This is a genomic window from Aquimarina mytili (genome assembly GCF_016735115.1).
GTDB classification, from domain to species: domain Bacteria; phylum Bacteroidota; class Bacteroidia; order Flavobacteriales; family Flavobacteriaceae; genus Aquimarina; species Aquimarina mytili.
Map to the genome: position 1 here is coordinate 19,914 of NZ_JAERQJ010000013.1, position 19,576 is coordinate 39,489.

At 31.8% G+C, this 19,576-nt stretch carries 19 protein-coding genes; 9 read left to right on the plus strand and 10 right to left on the minus strand.

Annotation, left to right across the window (positions count from 1 at the left end):
- Nucleotides 1–244: 244 nt before the first annotated feature.
- On the plus strand, nt 245–1,537 hold the full coding sequence (locus JJQ60_RS19970; RefSeq protein WP_201924235.1) for a hypothetical protein: 1,293 nt from the start codon (nt 245–247) through the stop codon (nt 1,535–1,537).
- Between the two features lie 102 nt (nt 1,538–1,639).
- On the opposite strand, the gene JJQ60_RS19975 is transcribed toward JJQ60_RS19970, so the two are convergent.
- From JJQ60_RS19975 to JJQ60_RS19990, 4 genes are all read right to left on the minus strand, one after another.
- Nucleotides 1,640–3,094: an oligosaccharide flippase family protein gene (locus JJQ60_RS19975; protein WP_201924237.1), complete on the minus strand. Its 1,455-nt coding sequence runs from the start codon at nt 3,092–3,094 to the stop codon at nt 1,640–1,642.
- 21 nt (nt 3,095–3,115) lie between these two features.
- Entirely contained in the window at nt 3,116–4,408 is a 1,293-nt protein-coding gene (locus JJQ60_RS19980; protein WP_236669179.1) for a glycosyltransferase family 4 protein, read from the minus strand.
- A gap of 8 nt (nt 4,409–4,416) precedes the next feature.
- The gene (locus JJQ60_RS19985; RefSeq protein ID WP_201924239.1) at nt 4,417–6,864 is read right to left on the minus strand and encodes a YfhO family protein; all 2,448 of its coding nucleotides are present in this window, start codon (nt 6,862–6,864) and stop codon (nt 4,417–4,419) included.
- A 218-nt stretch (nt 6,865–7,082) separates the two neighbouring features.
- Nucleotides 7,083–7,352, minus strand: a complete 270-nt coding sequence (locus tag JJQ60_RS19990) for a DUF4834 family protein (RefSeq protein ID WP_201924241.1) — start codon at nt 7,350–7,352, stop codon at nt 7,083–7,085.
- Nucleotides 7,353–7,452: 100 nt separating this feature from the next.
- Here JJQ60_RS19990 and JJQ60_RS19995 point away from each other — a divergent pair, with 100 nt between their 5' ends.
- Both JJQ60_RS19995 and JJQ60_RS20000 read left to right on the plus strand, forming a co-directional pair.
- Nucleotides 7,453–9,120, plus strand: a complete 1,668-nt coding sequence (locus JJQ60_RS19995; protein ID WP_201924243.1) for a transporter — start codon at nt 7,453–7,455, stop codon at nt 9,118–9,120.
- A 133-nt stretch (nt 9,121–9,253) separates the two neighbouring features.
- Nucleotides 9,254–10,372: a GNAT family N-acetyltransferase gene (locus JJQ60_RS20000; protein WP_201924245.1), complete on the plus strand. Its 1,119-nt coding sequence runs from the start codon at nt 9,254–9,256 to the stop codon at nt 10,370–10,372.
- A 74-nt stretch (nt 10,373–10,446) separates the two neighbouring features.
- Here JJQ60_RS20000 and JJQ60_RS20005 read toward each other — a convergent pair whose 3' ends face one another.
- On the minus strand, nt 10,447–11,100 hold the full coding sequence (locus tag JJQ60_RS20005) for a class I SAM-dependent methyltransferase (RefSeq protein WP_201924247.1): 654 nt from the start codon (nt 11,098–11,100) through the stop codon (nt 10,447–10,449).
- Between the two features lie 732 nt (nt 11,101–11,832).
- Here JJQ60_RS20005 and JJQ60_RS22205 point away from each other — a divergent pair.
- On the plus strand, nt 11,833–11,967 hold the full coding sequence (locus JJQ60_RS22205; protein ID WP_262896681.1) for a hypothetical protein: 135 nt from the start codon (nt 11,833–11,835) through the stop codon (nt 11,965–11,967).
- Between the two features lie 131 nt (nt 11,968–12,098).
- Here JJQ60_RS22205 and JJQ60_RS20010 read toward each other — a convergent pair whose 3' ends face one another.
- Nucleotides 12,099–12,953 (minus strand): sterol desaturase family protein, encoded by an 855-nt coding sequence (locus JJQ60_RS20010; RefSeq protein ID WP_201924249.1) that lies wholly within the window; start codon nt 12,951–12,953, stop codon nt 12,099–12,101.
- 175 nt (nt 12,954–13,128) lie between these two features.
- Between JJQ60_RS20010 and JJQ60_RS20015 the strand changes: the two genes are divergently transcribed.
- A complete protein-coding gene (locus JJQ60_RS20015) occupies nt 13,129–13,560 on the plus strand; it encodes an SRPBCC family protein (protein ID WP_201924251.1) in 432 nt (143 codons plus the stop codon).
- Nucleotides 13,550–13,873 (plus strand): ArsR/SmtB family transcription factor, encoded by a 324-nt coding sequence (locus JJQ60_RS20020; protein WP_201924252.1) that lies wholly within the window; start codon nt 13,550–13,552, stop codon nt 13,871–13,873. Before JJQ60_RS20015 ends, JJQ60_RS20020 begins: the two co-directional genes overlap by 11 nt.
- A 26-nt stretch (nt 13,874–13,899) precedes the next feature.
- Here JJQ60_RS20020 and JJQ60_RS20025 read toward each other — a convergent pair whose 3' ends face one another.
- The 4 genes from JJQ60_RS20025 to JJQ60_RS20040 all read right to left on the minus strand — a co-directional run bounded on the left by JJQ60_RS20025 (nt 13,900) and on the right by JJQ60_RS20040 (nt 16,368).
- The gene (locus JJQ60_RS20025; RefSeq protein ID WP_201924253.1) at nt 13,900–14,295 is read right to left on the minus strand and encodes an STAS/SEC14 domain-containing protein; all 396 of its coding nucleotides are present in this window, start codon (nt 14,293–14,295) and stop codon (nt 13,900–13,902) included.
- Nucleotides 14,296–14,477: 182 nt separating this feature from the next.
- Complete coding sequence (locus JJQ60_RS20030; protein WP_201924254.1) at nt 14,478–15,089, minus strand: hypothetical protein; 612 nt, start codon at nt 15,087–15,089, stop codon at nt 14,478–14,480.
- 6 nt (nt 15,090–15,095) lie between these two features.
- On the minus strand, nt 15,096–15,584 hold the full coding sequence (locus JJQ60_RS20035) for an RNA polymerase sigma factor (RefSeq protein ID WP_201924255.1): 489 nt from the start codon (nt 15,582–15,584) through the stop codon (nt 15,096–15,098).
- A 145-nt stretch (nt 15,585–15,729) separates the two neighbouring features.
- Nucleotides 15,730–16,368, minus strand: coding sequence for a hypothetical protein (locus JJQ60_RS20040; protein WP_201924256.1), 639 nt, complete (start codon nt 16,366–16,368; stop codon nt 15,730–15,732).
- Between the two features lie 170 nt (nt 16,369–16,538).
- Between JJQ60_RS20040 and JJQ60_RS20045 the strand changes: the two genes are divergently transcribed.
- The 3 genes from JJQ60_RS20045 (at nt 16,539) to JJQ60_RS20055 (ending at nt 19,548) form a co-directional block, all read left to right on the plus strand.
- On the plus strand, nt 16,539–17,777 hold the full coding sequence (locus tag JJQ60_RS20045; RefSeq protein ID WP_201924258.1) for a hybrid sensor histidine kinase/response regulator: 1,239 nt from the start codon (nt 16,539–16,541) through the stop codon (nt 17,775–17,777).
- A 387-nt stretch (nt 17,778–18,164) separates the two neighbouring features.
- Nucleotides 18,165–18,995 (plus strand): OmpA/MotB family protein, encoded by an 831-nt coding sequence (locus JJQ60_RS20050; protein ID WP_201924260.1) that lies wholly within the window; start codon nt 18,165–18,167, stop codon nt 18,993–18,995.
- Nucleotides 18,996–19,131: 136 nt separating this feature from the next.
- Nucleotides 19,132–19,548, plus strand: coding sequence for a DUF2541 family protein (locus tag JJQ60_RS20055; protein ID WP_201924262.1), 417 nt, complete (start codon nt 19,132–19,134; stop codon nt 19,546–19,548).
- The last annotated feature ends 28 nt before the right edge of the window (nt 19,549–19,576 follow it).

The following is a 19,576-nucleotide window of genomic DNA, read 5'->3' on the forward strand; positions in this document are numbered from 1 at the left end:
TTACCCAATCAAATATTATTTATTGAAATTCTATCTTTAACCTAGTGTATTTGTTTTAAAAGAAGCTTTATAACTAAATATATATCAAATAATTACAACTTAAAAACGCTACCCATTAACCACAAATTACGACCTCTACCTATATGATCAACGATTGGCATTTATTTTTTTGGCACGCTGCTTGATACTATAAAAGTGAGCATCGAAAAACACAAATTGAGATGTTTACTTAAAATCAAGAATTATGAAAAAATTTGTTTTACTTTTTACAGGGCTTTTGTTAGCAACTTTTAGTGCTAACGCATCAGAAACCAATACAGAATCAACTGCACGTTATTATAATAGTGGTAAATCTTTTATTTTCTCTGAAGGAGGAATAGATTTCTCAATATATGCAGATGGGCAATTCGATTTCTATCTTAATGGATCTAGAAACGGAGTAAGTGTTGGTGTTAACGCTCCTGGTGTAAATATCAGTTTTAATTCTGGATATGATTATGATGCATATGTACAATATGATGATTATGGTGCAGTAGTACAGATTGAAAATACCCCTATTTTTTATGATCATTATGGTAGAATCATACAGGCCGGAGATGTGTACATAGGCTATAATAGATGGGGAAGAATTGCAAGAGTTGGTGGATTATATGTGCATTATAACAACTACGGAAACTTTCTAAACTGTACTGGTTATATAAACACGTATAACAGACGATATATATACAGACCTTTTCATGCCTACTTTACAGTACCAGTAGTGAGCAGATGTATCGTATACAACAGACCCTATAGAAGATATTATACTCCTTACAGATGTTCGTATACTGTTTATAGAAGTAATTACTATAACGGATATTATCACAGACCTTATAGAAGCCGTACCTATTACAGGCCTCATAATAGAGTAGCAAGTTATAACAGAGGATATAGAGTTTCTAAAGCAAGAGCAACAAATTATAGAACAAGAGATCGTAGAGCGACTATGTATCAAAGAAATGATCGCAACTATAACAAGTATGCTCAAAGCAGAAGCAGGTCTAATACTTATAATACAAGAAATGCTACAAGAAGTAGAGCTAATAATCATTACTCAAAAAATACGGCTAGAAGCAGATCAAATTATAACGGAACAAGAAGCGTATCTAGAACTCGATCTGTAACTCCTGATCAAAGAACACGATCTGTAAACAGAAACGTTCAGTCAAAATCAAGAGTACAATCTAATAAAAGAACAGCACCTTCTAGAAGTTACACTCAAAAAAGTCAAAGAACAAGAAGTTCTGTTGCAAATAGGTCTCAAAATAACAATAGATCAAAATATCAAAGAAGCAATAGATCTCAGGTTCAAAAACCGAGAAGTACGACAAGAAATTATTCTGGAAGTGCAACAAAACGATCTAATAACAGTCGATATAGTAGCAGAGTACCTAGCAAATCTAGGTCTACAACAATAAAAAGACAAAGAAGCAATACTTCTAACAGAGCAACAAGATCAGGAAACTCTAGATCACGTACTGCACGAAGTAGAAGCTAAAAGCATAGAGAACATTTATTTTTTTGGTTGGTTAGTTGGAAAATCCCTTAGAGACAATGCATAAGCACCTCTGGGGATTTTCTTTTTAAAAAAAACGATCAACTATCTAGAAATATATTTCTTTAGCAAGGAATTAATATCTGCAGAAACTCTCAAGGCATAAACAATTACTATATAACTTATTGTAATTAAAAAGCTTTTTAGGGTAATATTGATTACAGGATGAAAGGGAAACTCCCAAAAGTAAAACCCTAAAACAAATAGAACAATAAGCAACACTGCTACAAATGTATTTCTTGAAAATGGATGCATTTTAAATTTAGTGTTAACAATCCATAATTTAGCCAGGTTATAACAAACTACAGAAGTGAATGTTGCCATAGCCGCGCCAGTAATTCCAAAAACAGGAATACAAATTAAGTTTAACACTACCATAAGCACCGCCATCCCTACACCGATATACAAGATAATTCTATAGTAATCAGAATTATAAAGGATCGAATTGTTATTCCCTAAAAAATTATCAAAAAGTTTTACCCCTCCAATAAGGATAACTACCCATATGTACAGCTCATACTTTTCTGGTAACATCGCAAACAATTCATGAACATTACAGATAATCAACACAAATAGCAACCCACTTATCGTCAAAAGAGTAATTGAGCTTTTAGTATATAATTCTTTTAATCCGCTATATGCTTTTTCGTTCATCAATTTTGCGGTAAGAGGATATGTAATTTGATGCATAGCTCTAGACGGAATAATAATTACTATTGCTATAAATGCAGATAATTGATAATCTGCAAGGTTTTCTATAGGCATGTACCGCTCAATCATTGCTTTATCCAAATCTATCAAGAGTGTGGCAACCGATCCGGCTATTAATATTAATGAAGAATACTTCAAAACCGAAACAACATTATCAGGAACAGAAAAGCTAAATTTAAATTGATGCAAACTGAAGGCATAGAGTAGCATTATTAACATTCTAAGAACATAAGCGATAACTAGTGCATAAATAAATTGATCTACAGAAAGTATCTTCAAATACACCATAAATAGTAATGCACTAATAGTTACTCTTAGAAACAGTTCTTTCATCAGGTTACCAAAAACGCTCTTCAGTTTTACCTTAGACCATGAGAAGAAAAGTTCGAAATATGCACCTGCAAATGCCAACACAAAAATTGTCCACACGTAGGGTTTTACAATCGTATTTCCTTCATTAAAAAAGTCAAGTAAGCTACTATAAAAAACGATGGCAATACTGCCTAAAACAAGTGCAATCCCTAGCGGCAATACCAGCATAAGGCTCAAAAACTTGTTTTGTTGTTCTTGATTTGTGTAGGATGAAAAAAATTTAACAAGTGTGTTTTGTACTCCAAAAGCTAACAATGGCCATATCAAATTAGAGGCCGAAATCAGGTAAGAAACCAATCCGTAATACTCTTTTTCTAAAAAATGAGTAAATAAAAACAGTGTGTTCACCGCCCCTATGCCAAAACCTAGACAGGTGATCACTACATTTTTAATAGATTGATTTACTACTATTCCCATTCTTATTTAAACCTCAAATATTTAGAGTTCTTGTTTTATGTTTTTCAATATTTCAGCTAAACTCCTTGTGAGTTCCCTCCTACTATATTTTTCAATTCCTGTTACCCGAGATACTAACTTTTGCTCTTTATACTGCTCAAAATATTCTTTTAAAAGCAATTTTATTGACTCACAGTCTTTATATGTAAAAAAGGAACCTGAATTTGTTTCAGAAATTATTCTTGAAATATCAGCGTTTTCTGGACCTACGGCCAAAATGGGTCTTTTGGATACCATGTATTCAAAAAGCTTTCCCGGAATAATACATTTGGTTTCATTACTGTTAATCTCTATCAATAAAAGAACCTGAGAGCGTTTCTGAATTGTAACAGCTTCACTATGGGGAACATAATCAACCAGCTCCAGAAATTGAGATAAACCATATTGATGCAATGTTTTTAACACGTCTTGACTTACTGTACCTACTAATTTAAGTCGAAACCATTCTGCAAATTCTTTATCGCTTTCTACAAGCTCGGCTAAAGCTCTCCATAAGTTTTCAGGATTACGGCCAGATAGTAACGATCCGATATGCGAAATTGTAAATTTTTGGTCTAAAGATACTTCTTCAACATCTTCAAAATCATATCCATTGGTTATTATGGAGATTGGTCTATTGGTAATATTTTGAAATTCTTCTTTAGTGGTAAAGCTAGTAACAATAATATGATCAGCGTTACCCAGGACTTCTTTTTCAAGTTCTTTATGCTTTAATAGTGATTTTGTTGTAAGCTTTAACTTATCATGATACCCAATAGTAGTCCAGGGATCCCTAAAATCAGCTACCCAATTAAGTTTCATCTGTGCTTTAAGTTTCTTTCCTATAAGATGAACACTATGTGGTGGTCCGGTAGTGATAATTGTCTCTATTTTATGTTCTGAAATATACTTTTTTAAGTATTTTACCGAAGGATTAACCCAAAATTTTCGTGCATCTGGGATAAAAAAGTTTCCACGTATATATAATAATATTCGCTGTACTAACGATTGTTTTTCTTTACCAGAAATGATTCCTTTACTAATTGTTTTAGTTTCTTTTTTTGAAAAAATCTCAGCAAAACGATACGGTTCGAAAATAGGTCGTTTTATTGCCGTTATATCATCCAAAATTTCGGTAAGTAAAGAGTCATCTTCTAGAGGATAGGTTGGGTTTTTAGGGGCATAGACTATGGGTTCTATATCAAATTCTTTTAAATACTTTACAAACTTTAACCATCGTTGCACGCCAGGACCTCCTGCCGGTGGCCAATAGTATGTTATGATTAGAGCTTTCAAAATTTGAGTTACTTATCTTCTTTGGTTAAAGATAGTAAACTACCCGTTTTTTTATATTGATATAACAAACTACCTGCAAACAACAACATAAAAATAATTGAGCTGGTTAGCATAATTGTAGTTCCTGTCTTTACAACTTGTGGTTCAAATTTAAACTCTATCTTATGATCTCCTTTTGGTATCGGTAATCCACGTAATGTATAATTTACCTGTGCATGTGCAGCAGGGACTCCATCAATATAAGCTTGCCAACCCGGGTAGAATATTTCTGAAAAGACAGCAAAACCATCTTCTATATTAGAAGACTTATATACCAAATGATTTGGTTTGTGGTCTGTTAGTGTCAAAGATGCTATGCTATCAACCGCATACTTTGTTTTGGATAACACATCTTCAAATTTAGAATTAACAACAGCTTCTTTTTTACTATCTATATCCTTTAATGCAAGGATTTCATCATTTGTGTTATCCACTGATTTTAACGTAGAAACAAACCATGCATTTCCATTGGCGTATGGGTTATTTAATGCTTTTACTCCATCCTTATCTTGGGTGATAATATACTTCACATTGAGCATATTCATAACTCCAACATCATTTTTTGCAAGATAAAACTCGAACAATTCTTGCATTCGACCTGGTTTTGCCGCATGATAACCACCTATAGCATTATGAAAATAAGAAGCTCTACCCGAGTTAAATGGATTTGCAGTTAGATCATACACTTTAAAATGACCTTCATCTTTCAAAATCTCTTTATCCGCTGCATTAGGAACAAAAGGTTTACTAAACTCTCTAGCAGAAACAAAGTTGCTCTTATTCACATATTTCCAGTCTATGGGCACTAAATCAACAACAAGTAAAACTCCTAATCCAATGACCAACAAGTTTTCTTTTAATTTTCCTTTCAGATAAAGCCAACATCCTGCTGCCGTAAGTAATACTAAAACTAGTGATCGCAAAGCATCTGAAGTAAACATAGCCTTACGGTCTTCTTTAAGTGCGCGAACAAAATCTGGACCTAATTGCTGTATAAAATAACTATCATTAGCTCCACTGAAATCAAATAAAGCCGATTTAAATAGTAGAAGAATTATAGTCAATCCTCCTACAATAGCGGTGGCATATTTTATGGCTTTGATTTTTGTTTCTTGTTCAACCTTTTGGTTTAACAGTTTATGAACTCCTATTATAGCAAGAATAGGTAAACATAGTTCGATAATCACCTGTATAGATGATACTGCTCTAAACTTGTCGTATAGCGGAAAGAAATTAATAAAAAATTCGGTTAGAAAACTAAAGTTTTTCCCCCAGGATAGTAATAATGCTAAAACTGTTCCTCCTACGATCCACCATTTCAATCTTCCTTTAACCAAAAATAAAGCAAGAACAAACAAAAATATCACTACAGCTCCTATATATGCAGGTGCTCCTATATAAGTTTGATCTCCCCAATACGTAGGTGCACCTTCAGTAATGGATTTGGCCTGCGTAGGTGGCATTCCTAGAGTTAGTAATTCTGCGTATATATTAGAATCGGTACCTATATCCTCAGAACTGGACCCTCCCATAAAACGAGGGATAAATAGATTAAGAGTTTCTGCTTTACCATAGCTATACTCGGTAATATAATCAAAATCTAAACCAGAACCATTTTGTTTTTCTTTTCCATCGGATTGGATTGTTAAGCCTGTATTTCCTCTGGTGCTATATTTTGTATATTCTCTGGTTGCAAGAAGACTTGTTGCGTTTAATAACAAAGAAAAAAGTACAGCTACTACCATTACTCCCAACGATTTAAAATAATCAGGAATTTGCTTTTTCTTATAAGCATCTACCAGGTATGAAATTCCGAGTACTACAACTAATAAGAAAAGATAATACGTCATCTGAAAATGATTAGCAGCAATCTCTAAAGCCATAGATACCGCTAACAAGAAGAATCCTAAAATATACTTTTTCCTAAATGTGAGAATAATGCCACTCAAAACCAAAGGCATATATCCTATGGCATGCGCTTTTGCATTATGCCCAACCCCTATAATAATTATAAAATATGTTGAAAAACCAAAAGCTAAGCTTCCTAAAAAAGCTAGTTTATAGTCGACCTTAAGCACGAGTAATAAAACGTAAAAACCTATAAAATATAAAAACAAATAGTCTGCAGGTCTTGGTAAAAATCGAATTAATCGGTCTAATTTCTTAATGTAACTATGCGGATATCGAGCCCCAAGTTGATACGTGGGCATGCCACCAAATGCATTATCAGCCCAATATGGTTCTTCGCCTGTTTGATTTCTAAAATCAGTTTGCTGTTTTGCCATCCCTGTGTATTGTACAATATCACTTTGGCGCATTTTTTTTCCGCTAAGAACGGGATTAAAATATGCTAAGGATGCAATTACAAAACCTAAGATAACAAGTATATGGGGTAAAAATCTTTTAATTAAAGACATGATTTGTGCAAGTTTACAAAATGAAGCGCCAAATTAAAAAATATAAGTTACTTCTGTTATAATATTATCCATTTTTAATTCTTGCATTCATTCATTAAAAAGAATTTGGTACTTGAAGTTTAATTGGTGGTGACTAATCCAATATTTACCATTTCATTTTTGCGAAGCATTATACTTTTTAAATTGATATTTAAGGAATAGAAAAGAAACAAAAAAAATCAATCGACCTCTTCAAAATCGATATATTCACCCACATCTTTATTAGAATAATTTTGCTTAGGTTTTTTGTCAATAGTTACTTCTCCTTCTGGGGATTGTTGTGTATGTTGATACTGACTAAATTGTTGTTGAAATTTTTCTCCAGCCTTCTTTGTCACGTATCTAAGCAATAGAGGACCAAATAAACGCGTTAATACTTTTAGTCCATAATATATTAGTAATATAATGAGAATTACCTTTAACACCCCTTGTAGAGAAGCTACTTGCATATCAATTTTTTTCAAAAATAAGGAACTCTCTATACAATTACATGTTGTTAGTCCTAAAAAAATGATAAAATCTGCTATATTTGAACCAAATCTATCGAATATGAGCCCTAGATCTATTCTATTCTTTTTAACCCTGTTTGTATTGGGTATCACAGCTTCTGCGCAGTATACAGAGAAAATCAATTCCAATAGGCCTGGTACTTCTCAAGGTGCTTTCTCTGTTGGGAATAATGTTTTGCAATTAGAAGGTGGTATGGGCTTTGGTAAAGAAAAGCATAAGATTTTTGATACAAAAACCAACGTCTTTAACTTTGATTATACAGTACGATATGGTCTTCTTATTGAACAGTTAGAGATTAGACTAAATGGTAGATTTAGAGCTGATGGTGTAAAACAAACTGTTGGTGCGAACGAAGAAAAAATAAACAGAAGTAACTTTGAAATCAATACTTTAGGAGCAAAATATCTTATTTATGATCCTTATAAAAAACCCAAAAAAGACACTACGAACTATGAAGCTCTAAAAAGCTGGAAAGAGCATTATAAATTTAGATGGAAAACTCTGATTCCTGCTGTATCAGCATATGTAGGAGCAAATTTTGTAACTTCAGATAATCCCTTTACGTTTCCTGATGACCCTGCGTTTAGTCCAATTTTTGCGGTAATTGCACAAAACAACTGGAGCACAGATTATGGTGGTGATTGGGCTTTCGTAACTAATATTATTGTAGATAAAGTAACGACTGATAATCCTGCTATTGGATGGATTTTAACGGCTACCCATACCGTAAATGATAAATGGGCAGGATTTATAGAATACCAAGGGCAAAAAAGCGATTTTTATAGTGATGATATATTACGGCTAGGTGGTGCTTATTTGTTTGATCAAGACCTCCAATTTGATGCCAATATAGCCTTCAATTTTAAAGATACTCCTTCTATATTTACATTTAGTTTTGGGGCGTCTTATCGTTTTGATTGGCACACCAAAGATGAAATTATCGAAAAACCAGGATTAGAAGGTGGTGTAAAAGAAGGAGAAGAGCAAGAAAATGAAGAACAAGAAGGAGAAGAAGGAATTGATGGAGAATTTGATGAAATTGAAGGTGTTGAAAATGACAGTCTTAAGCTTGAAAAAACACCATTTATCAATACTTTTGAAGATGATAGTTTTAGAGAAGAATTAGAACAAGATCTTGATGAAAGACGTACCGAAGAGCGATTGGAACGAGAACGTATCGAACAAGAAAAAATAGATAAGAAAGAAGGCAAAAAGTTCAAAAAAGAAGAAGCTAGACGTCTAAAACGTGAAGCAAAAGAAGCCCGCGAAGCCGAAAAAGCTGCAATAAAAGCCGAAAAAGAAAAACAAAAAATGATCGAAGATATCGATGCCGAACTGGATAAAATGGAAAAAGAACAAGGTGTTGATGGCGAACTTGATGATATCGATAAGCAGCTTCAGGAATTAGAGCGTATGGAAAATGAGCTCAATCAGGAAGAAAAAGAAGAACAAAAAGCTGAAGAAAAGAAAGCCGAAGAGAAAAAAGAAATACAGGAAGAAGATGTAGACGCTGAGTATGAAAAATATCAATTACAGCAAGAAAGAGCCAAAAAGGAAGAGGCAAAACGAAGAAAGAAAGAAGAAAAGAGACGATTAAAAGAAGAGAAGAAAAGAAAAAAAGAAGAAGAAAAGCGAAAGAGTCAGGAGAAAAAAGAAGATAATGAAAATCTTGATATCGATAAAGAATTAGAAATAATTGATAATTAGTCTATTTGACATCTTTGTGAAGTGATCTTGACCAGCAAGAAAAACCAACTCAATGATCAAAATGATCCAAACTCAATTATAATATTTAAAAAAGGACTTATATTTGCTTTGAATTAGAGATGACATATGATTTATGATTACGATTAAAGAAATTACTTCTAAAGGAGATTTAACAACATTTGTTAAGTTTCCTTTTCAATTATATAAGGAATCACCATATTATGTTCCTTCAATTATCAAGGAAGAACGGGATGTAATGAATCCAAAGAAAAATCCTGTTTTTAAAAATGCTGACGCGAAATACTTTTTAGCTTATAAAAATGACGCTATCGTTGGTAGAATTGCTGCAATAATTAATTGGATCGAAGTTAAGGAGCAAAAAAAACCAAAAGTTCGTTTTGGTTGGTTTGATGTTATTGATGATATAGAAGTAACCAAAGCGCTTCTTGAAAAAGTTGCCGAATACGGCGCTGAACATTCTTTAGAATATATGGAAGGGCCGGTTGGTTTTTCTAATATGGACAAAGCGGGGATTCTAATCAAAGGATTTGAAGAATTAAATACGATGATCACCTGGTATAATTATCCGTATTATGCCGAACATATGGAGCAACTCAATTTTGAACCTGCAGCTACCTGGGTAGAATACAAAATAAAAGTACCAAAAGAAACCAAAGAAAAAGTTATTAAGTTTGCCAAGGTAATTAAAGAACGCTACCAACTCAAACTTCTTAAGTTTAATAAAAGTAAAGAGATTCTTCAATACGCAGATGATATGTTTGATCTGCTTAATAAAACCTATAGTAGTTTACAAACCTTTGTTCCTATACAGCAGTATCAAATAGATATGTACAAGAAAAAGTACTTGCCATATCTTAATCCAGAATACATAACATGTATAGCAGATAAAACAGGTAAGCTTATTGCATTTTCTATTGTTATGCCTTCTTTTTCTAAAGCGTTAAAGAAAATGAATGGTAAAGTATATCCTCTTAGATTTTTACACATTTTAAAAGCGCAACGCAGAAATGATACTGCGGCCTTTTATCTTATAGGTGTAGATCCAGAATATCAAAACAAAGGGGTAACTGCGCTTATTTTCAAAGAAATGAATGAAGCCTTTCTTCGTAATGGAATTGAAATGGTTGAGACCAACCCGGAATTAGAAGAAAATAAAGCAATTCAAGCACTTTGGAATGGCTATGAGCATGAACAGCATAAAATGAGAAGGACGTTTAGAAAGAACATTTAAGTTTTTTCTAGCCCCTCTTTATTACTAACGTAGTAGTTTTCTAATATACTAGTAGTAGTTTTCTAATATACTATTTATTGTAATTCTCCTATTAGTAACCATATTGTTTTATCAGGGTCGTTTTCCCATTTACCAAAATCTGTAATTTCTTTAGTAATCAAAAAACCAGCATCTTGTAATTCAGACTTTACATAGGTATGTGATAAGGTATGTGCTTCCATTTGCTCTTCTCGCGATGTATTGCGCATATGTATTTTAAATTTCTCTATTATAATAATTCTACCCTGAGTTTTAAGAGAAGCTTTTATATGTGCTAATACGGTCAAATATTCATCTATTTCGTGATATGTATCCATTACAATAACGGCATCCAACGTTTCTTCAGGCAATTTAGGATCGTCATAATCGCCAACAATTGTTTTGACGTTTGTTAATTTTCTATGCTTTACATGTCTTTTTAGTTTCTCTAACCGGTCCTCTCTAACATCAACTGCATAGATATTACCAGACTCTCCTACTCTTTTTGCTAAATGAATCGTCAAATATCCTTCATGGCAACCCACATCTGCAACTTTACTACCAGATGTAATGCCAGCAAGTTCAAATATCCTTGAAACATTCATCCAGGTATCCCTATCTGCCCAGTCATTCTCTTTATACTGTGTATAACTTTCTTCCACAGTGATTAGAACCAATAGAAAAATTAAAGCCTTACTTTTTAGTTTCATATCCCTCCTATTTATATGCTAATACATGCTTCAAAATACCGTTTAATAGTATTTCATTGGGCTTCTTTATGAAAAATTTGGCATTTGACCACAGGGTATTTTATATCTCCCTCCCTTGTTTTTACGCTATAAATTGTTAATATTTGTTAAAATAGTACCTTTTTATACATAGTACTGTAACAAAAATGAAATCTTGGCGTCTAGTAAGTATAAACAATCAAAAAAAACAGAAACCATGAGAACTTTAAACAACAATCAAATCATTAAAAAATCAATAGAATCAAAAGGAAATATCTGGAATGCTAAAAGACGATACAGATAATCTTAAAAAAATAATTCATCAATCAAAAAAATATACACATGAGAACTTTAGACAACAATCAAATCACTAAAAAATTATCTTCAACAAAAGGAAATATCTGGAATACCAAAAGACGATACAGATAATCTTAAAAAAATAATTCATCAATCAAAAATATATACACATGAGAACTTTAGACAACAATCAAATCACTAAAAAATTATCTTCAACAAAAGGATATATCTGGAATACCAAAAGACGATACAGATAACCTTAAAAAAATAATTCATCAATCAAAAATATACACATGAGAACTTTAAGCAATAATCAAATCATTAAAAAATCAATAGAATCAAAAGGAAATATCTGGAACGCCAAAAGACGGTACAGATAACCTTAAAAAACTAATTCATCCATCAAAACTATCAACTATGAAAGCCTTAAGAAACTTCAAAAAAAAATTAAGAGAAACCAAACAAAAACAAAACGTGTTTTTAGGTTTCTCACAAAGTAGCCATGACTACGAACAACAAATACGCATACGGTTAAATCGTTATGCCTATTAATAATAAAGCATTACATACAATAATCTAAAAAACCAGGTTGTATTACAACCTGGCTTATGTTTTTACTTGACAATCGAATTTTAAACCCTTTGAGACCTGCCCCGAGGTAATTTACCTTTAGTACTTTAGTCTTATTTGTCTTCTAATTTTTCAGGTTCAAACTTTGCCCCTACTGGTGCACGATATCCATCAAACGGAAGCTTTAATAGCTTGCTGATCTTAGAATTAGAATCTACATCTGGATAAGTATCTACGCCATACACTAAGTCTTCATTTTTAATTTTAGCAAAAGTACCAAACATTCTATCCCAGATAGAAAAAATATTTCCATAGTTAGTATCTGTATATGGCAAAACATAATGATGATGTACTTTATGCATATCAGGAGAAACAATAACCCAACTGATAATATCATCTAATTTTTTAGGCAATGAAATATTTGCATGATTAAATTGTGATAATACTACTGATAATGATTGATAAAGCATTATAATACCAATCGGAGCTCCTACAATAAAAACAGCAAGTGTTGTAAATACAAAACGTATGACACTCTCTCCTGGGTGGTGTCTATTAGCAGTCGTAGTATCCACATGATTATCGGTATGATGAATCAAATGAAACATCCATAAAGGTTTTACCATATGCTCAACATAATGTGCTAACCAGGCCCCTATAAGATCAAGCAAAGCCACACCTAGTAGTATAGAAGCCCAAAGAGGTAAATCCAGCCATTGTAATACTCCAAATTTAGTAGCTACAGTCCAATCACTGGTTTTTAATAATATAAACGCCAGAAAAAAATTAATCAAGATTGTGGTTAACGTAAAAAATATATTAGGCCATGCATGTTTGAATTTTTTGTAATCAAATTTGAATAAAGGTGCGGCATATTCTACCAGCCAAAAGAAAGTAATCCCTCCTACCAAAATTAAACTTCGGTGAGACGATGGGATGGTTTCAAAATAATTAATAATCTCTTCCATAAAAGCAAAATATTATATTTTTTAAATGTAAACAACCTTTTTTAAAGATTATGCTATTAAAATCGTTTAATTTATATCAATTAACCAAACAAGCAACCAAAAAGTTGCGTATTAATATTTTTGAATATATATTTGCAACCAACAAGTTGCATATTAATATTAAATTTTCACAATCATGAACGACGTTATTAGTAAAGAACACATTTTCAGCCATCCAATTGATAAGGTATGGAGTGCAATTACGAAACAGGAAGAGATTTCTACTTGGTTTATAAAAGCGGACTTTAAAGCAGAACCAGGTTATAAATACACCTTTACTGCTCCAGAGGAACAGAACTGCACTCAGATAACTGGTGAAGTGAAAAAGGCCAATCCATATACGCTGATTTATACTTGGGTTGTTGCCAATACAGATACAGAGACTACGGTTAAGTGGGAACTTCAAAAAACTGAAAATGGAGGAACAAAACTACATCTTGAACATTCTGGAATTTCAAATTATCCAGGTGATACAGCTGTAAATATGTTTAACAGCTTTAATGGTGGATGGGACAATTGTGTTTCAGAATTAAAAATGTATTTAAAACAAATGGTCCATGCAGGATAAAATCACCAAAATACTAAAAGCGGTAGCAGACCCAACAAGGCGTGAGATTTTTCATGCTTTAGTAGTCGCGGCTACTGCTTTACCGATCACTCAGATATCCAATCAATTTGATATTAGCAGACAAGGAGTGACCAAACATCTTAAAACACTAGAAGATGCTGGATTAATACAAATAAGTACCAAAGGCAGAGAGCGTTTTTGTTATGCTGATGCTACTCCTTTACAAGAAGTTAACCAATGGCTAAAATTCTATGAACAATTCTGGGATGATACTATACATAACTTAGGCACTTACTTAGATAATAAAGCATAAGAATTTAGGATAAGTTTTACAATGTGTTATTTAAGCTTGTCTTTTATCCATTTTACAGCTTCTTCTATCTGTTCAAAAGTGACAATACCATCTTGATAAAACATATTTTCAATTCTTACACTTGCTTTCTGAAAGTTATTATACGCGACTACCGCAAATGCTTTTATATTAGGAAGTATTTCTTTTATTTTTAGATAATCCATAGGTTCTAAAGAATAAGAATTTATTCTATTAGAAATATACCCAAAAGGTTGATTACCAAAATGTAACTCTGTCAACCTAGATAGTTGTTTAGCTTTTTCATGATTGAAGGAAATACCTTCAGCCACTTCTATGATTAAATAGTTTTTATAGAAAGATACTTTTCCTATTTCTAGGTCATACTTTTTCACAAACTCTCCTTCATTTATAGGCCTTAACATACTTGATTATGGGGATTTTTAATTCAAGAATAAAATAAAACTTAACTCATCTATATTTTTGAGATTGCGAAGCTACTTAAAAACTTGTTAAAGTTATCAACTTTATCATTTCAATAACATTTTTTGTTAAAAAAAAGGGCCGCATATACAGCCCTTTTAGTTATTTCTTATTTGATTATCGATTAATCGTTTTCTTCTAATTCATTGATTAATGATTCTGCAGCGTCTATATTGTTTTGATAAGATTTATACACCCACCTAGAAAAAATAATAAAAAAAGATATTGCCAAGGGTATAGCAATACCGTAAGTCCATACCGAAATACTTTCAGCAAATATATCTTTCCCTTTAATTAATTTTGATGTTACCGGCATAATAACAAACATCAAAATAAACCCAAGATAATAACTAAGTTTCATTACTTTCATGAACTGCTTTTTACCTTTTGCATATTCTAATAATGTCTCTTTATAATTATTCCCCGCAATATCTACTTTGCTCATTCTATTAATGGATCGCAAAGATAAAATTGGAAATAGTAATAAAACTAGAATTGAAATAATGCCCGATACCTGTGTATACCAATTATCTAACATATTAAAATTCAACAAAATCATTACTGCAGCAGTAATGCAAATAATGGCTCCTAAAATTTCCGGATAGGCTATTTTATTAAGCTTATTTCTATACTTTTCTTGTATCATCATAGATATCATTTTATCGGTTAACTTCTTTTGTTTTTCAAGTTGGTCACCCATTTCAGACCATACGGCTTGCATTTCTTCTAATTTCATAGTTTGCTATTTTTTTACGATCTGTGATTTCAATTTTTGTTTTATTCTGGATATTCTTGTTCCCACATTACTTGGCGACAAGCCTGTAATTTCTGCTATTTCTTCATATTTTTTTCCTTCAAGAAGGAGTAACATTACTCCTTTTTCAAGCTCATTTAATCCATGTATATGCGTATAAAGAACTTTTAGTCGTTCCTCAAATTCTGTATCATACTGCTGGGTCTGCTGCATTATAATTTTATCAATTCCTATTTGAATTCCACGCCTCTTCTCTTTTTTTAGTCTTGTGATAGCAGTATTAAGGGCAACTCGATACATCCATGTACTAATTTTTGCTTCGCCTCGAAAGTTTGCATAAGATTTCCATAATTGATATACGATCTCTTGATACAAATCTTTTTGATCATCATGGTTATTAGTATAGATCGTTGTTATTTTAAAAATAACTCCTTCATGTTCTCTAATAATTCGAGTAAATTCAAGTTCTTTACTCATTCTATGGGTTTGTTTTTTTCTTATTAGTATTCTTTAAGAATAAAAAATCACAGAAATTCTAATAATTTATAGGTATCGTATATAAAACAGAAACAACAAGCCAAAAACTATATTTTGCTTATTAAAAGTGAATTCTAGAAAAAAGTTAATCCTTGATTACAATCATAGTGGCTCTCTTACCCGTGGCAAGGTTCCAAGCGTTAAGTGTGATAAGATTTCCTTGATCATCATAAAGATGGAACTCTGCAGTATTAGGTGATGCTGCTCCTTCGTTCAATGCTAACACATCAATTCTATTAAATCCTTTTATTAGATTGATTTTGGTTTTTTTAAAACCTCCACTAAGAAGCACTCTGGCCCCTATAACGTCATCATTAATAAAAACTCTAACTATGTCTCCATCTACTTCTCCATGATCTCTGTAAACCAGGTGAACAAATTTGCCATTACTTTTAAAATCTCCGAAATACTCATCCCCTGTCGTTTTTGATGCATCATCTTCAATTTTTTCAAACCATTTTGGGGTAATATCTGACTCAGGTTTTAAAAAACCATTATCTCCCGTCATATCAAAGGTCTTATTATTACGGCGACTATATTCTTTTAATCCCTCTGGCAAATCATAAAGTGTAGAATTTGTATTTGTATCAGAGTTTGATATGCTATATTTATCTGTAGAAAGATCACTTTCGCTATCAATACGCAATGAAGAGGAATTTTCTATCTGTGCAGATAGCCCCCCCGCTACAAACAATAATATAATTTGAAAAAATCTAAATTTCATACTCTTATTATGTGCATCACTACAATGTAAATATATATATAATATAGACGCTATGATTGTTAATTCCCTACAAAATCTTTGCCAAGATATTGACAATACTAAAAAAACATTCTTACAAACTTGTAAGATAAAACTGATATGATTTATTTTGTTACCTAAACACTGTATCAATGGCCTATTATATCATTGGAGGAATACTTCTAGCCATAATTCTTTTTTTATGGATACAATCCCAAAGTGCAAGAAAGACACTAAAAAATAAAAACAAAGAATTACAATCGTTATATACTGAAACTGAAAAACAGTTTCAATTACAACAAGACTATATTTCTGTACTAAGTCAGGAATTAAGAACTCCATTATATGGAATTATGGGGCTTACAAATCTGTTAGCTGAAGATCATCCTGAACTGAAAAATAATAGAAAACTAAAATCTCTGAAATTTTCTGGAGATTATTTGTTGACCCTAATTAATAACATACTTCATGTAAATTATCTTGACTCTGAAGAAATTCAACCCCAACACATCTTTTTTGATTTGAAAGAGATAACTCAAAATCTTGTCGATTCATTTAGCTATGCTACCGAAAACAGCGATAATATTTTACATTTTGATTTTGATTCGGAAATTGATCAATCTATCAATGGAGATCCTGCAATTCTTTCTCAAATATTAATGAATCTTATCAGTAATGCATTGCGATTTACTAAAAATGGAAATGTATATTTTTCTGTTAGTTTAATAAAGAAAAAAGGAAATACTGCTACTATTTCTTTTAAAATTAAGCATGATGGATTTGAAGTAACCAAAGAAGATAAAAATTCTATTTATCAAGAATTTATAGGGGTTGATAAAGCTAAAAAATCATATTTAGGTACTGGTTTAAACTTTACGATTGTAAAAAAACTTGCAAAGGCATTACAAGGAGAAATTATTATTCAAGATGACTCTCAGACTGGTTCTGAGTATGCATTTGCAACTGATTTTGAAGTTTTACAAAACGAAGACTCGAATAAGCAATTCTCTAAAACCTCTAGTACCAATACAAAATTAAAAGTACTTATTGTAGACGATAATAAACTGAATCTACTAGTCGCTGAAAAAATGTTATCCAAAGAAAATTATGATTGTACAACAATTGATAATGGCTTTGATGCTATAGAATTGGTCAGAGAAAATACATATAGTATCGTTTTAATGGACATTAACATGCCAAAATTAAACGGTATCGGTACAACAAAACGAATACGCGAATTTGACTCAAAAACACCTATTATTGCACTAACTGCAGTAGATGTAACACAATTAAACAGCCAAATTATACAAGCTGGTCTTAATGATTACATTTTAAAGCCATATAACAAGAATCATCTTTTGGAGATAATCTCTAAAAATTTAACCCCATAGTATAATTCTTAAAGTCATTTTTGTTTGTCTATCATGTGAGAAAATTTTTAGAGGTATCTATTTTTGTCACATAGCTTTATCCTCGGCACACGCATAAAGGGCCTATGAAAACAAATAGGTATAAATCAAAATTATAACATATTTTAACTTTTTAAAAAAAGTAATATTTCTCGAGTTAAACGGGGAAAATACACCCTATTCCTTTATTAGCAACTGGCAATCATCATATTATTTTTTCATTTGACGCCGAAATCAAAAAATGAGCGGTCATTTAGCAAAAACTCAATTAACATTTTTTAAGATATTCATATGAAAAGATTAATATTTTGAGTAACAATAAAAGAAATTCCAAATAGTTACAATAACAGAAATATTAATTAGATAACCATGAAAAAATCATTCACACTAATCGCACTGTCAGGTATTATAATGACATCATGCGTTTCGAAAAAAAAGTATGTTGCTTTAGAACAAGAATTGCAAGATACACGTAGCACACTGCAAAGAACCGCAGTAGAAAAAGATGAATTAGAGGATAAATTTGCAAAAATTGAAGCTAGAGTAGCTGATTACAATGCAAAAATAAACTCTTTAAGAGATGAAAGCAATGAAAAAATGGTTATGGTAGATGATATTGTAGCGATTTCAAACAATAGCAAAGAAAAAATGAGGGAGACACTTACAAAAGTAGACCCTAATAAGTTACAGAATGCTAAGACATTAAAAGATTCTATGAATCTGGCAGTTTCTCACAACTTAAAAAGTTCATTAGATGATAGCTTAAAAGATGATGAAGACATATCTATTAATATAGATAATACTGTTGTTATGATCTCTATTTCTGACAAAATGTTATTCAAAACGGCAAGTTATAGAGTGAGTGATAAAGCAAACGGAATTTTACAAAAATTAGCTAACGTTATAAACTCTGAACCGAGTATAGAAGTTATGGTTGAAGGTCATACAGACCCAAGAACAATAAGCAATGCTGTTGTACAGGATAACTGGGATCTAAGTGTTAAGAGAGCCACTTCTATTGTAAGAAAACTACAAAACAAATATAATGTTGCTCCAGAAAAATTAATTGCTTCTGGTAGAAGTAGCTACAAACCTCTTGTTGAGAACAGTTCAGATGAAAACATGGCAATAAACAGGCGTACGAAAATCGTTTTACTGCCAAATATGGATAAGTTTTTTGCAATGCTATCGGCTAACTAACTTAATATATTATTCTCTTTTATTAAAGAATGGGGATGAAACATTACAGTTTTCATCCCTTTTTTTATTGATTTAATTAAACCTTTTTATACTTCTTAAGTCTTAGAGATATACATCATTATAAAATTGAAATATTATGAAGAATATCATACTCCAAAGATCAACAGTCGTATCATTATTATTAGTTATACTTTTTCTAGGAAGCAGTTTTACTGCTACCACTATTAATTACAGATGGGATCATCTAGGTTCTAGAGTAGTAAATTATAGGTTAGATAAAGATGTTATCAAAGTGACCGCCAAAGAAGGTGGATTCAAAAAATTAAAAGTCAAAGTTACGGGAGGAGCACTTAATATGCACAGAATGGTGGTTCATTACGGAAATGGGCAAAAAGATGTGATTAAATTAAGGCATAACTTTTCGCGCAGGAGCGCAACTAGAATAATTGATTTAAAAGGTGGTAAAAGAATTATACGAGACATAACATTCTTTTACGACACAAAAAACTTATCTCAAAAAAAAGCAAAAGTACATGTATACGGAAGGCACTAAAAAATGTGATTTTTAATACAAAAAGCAG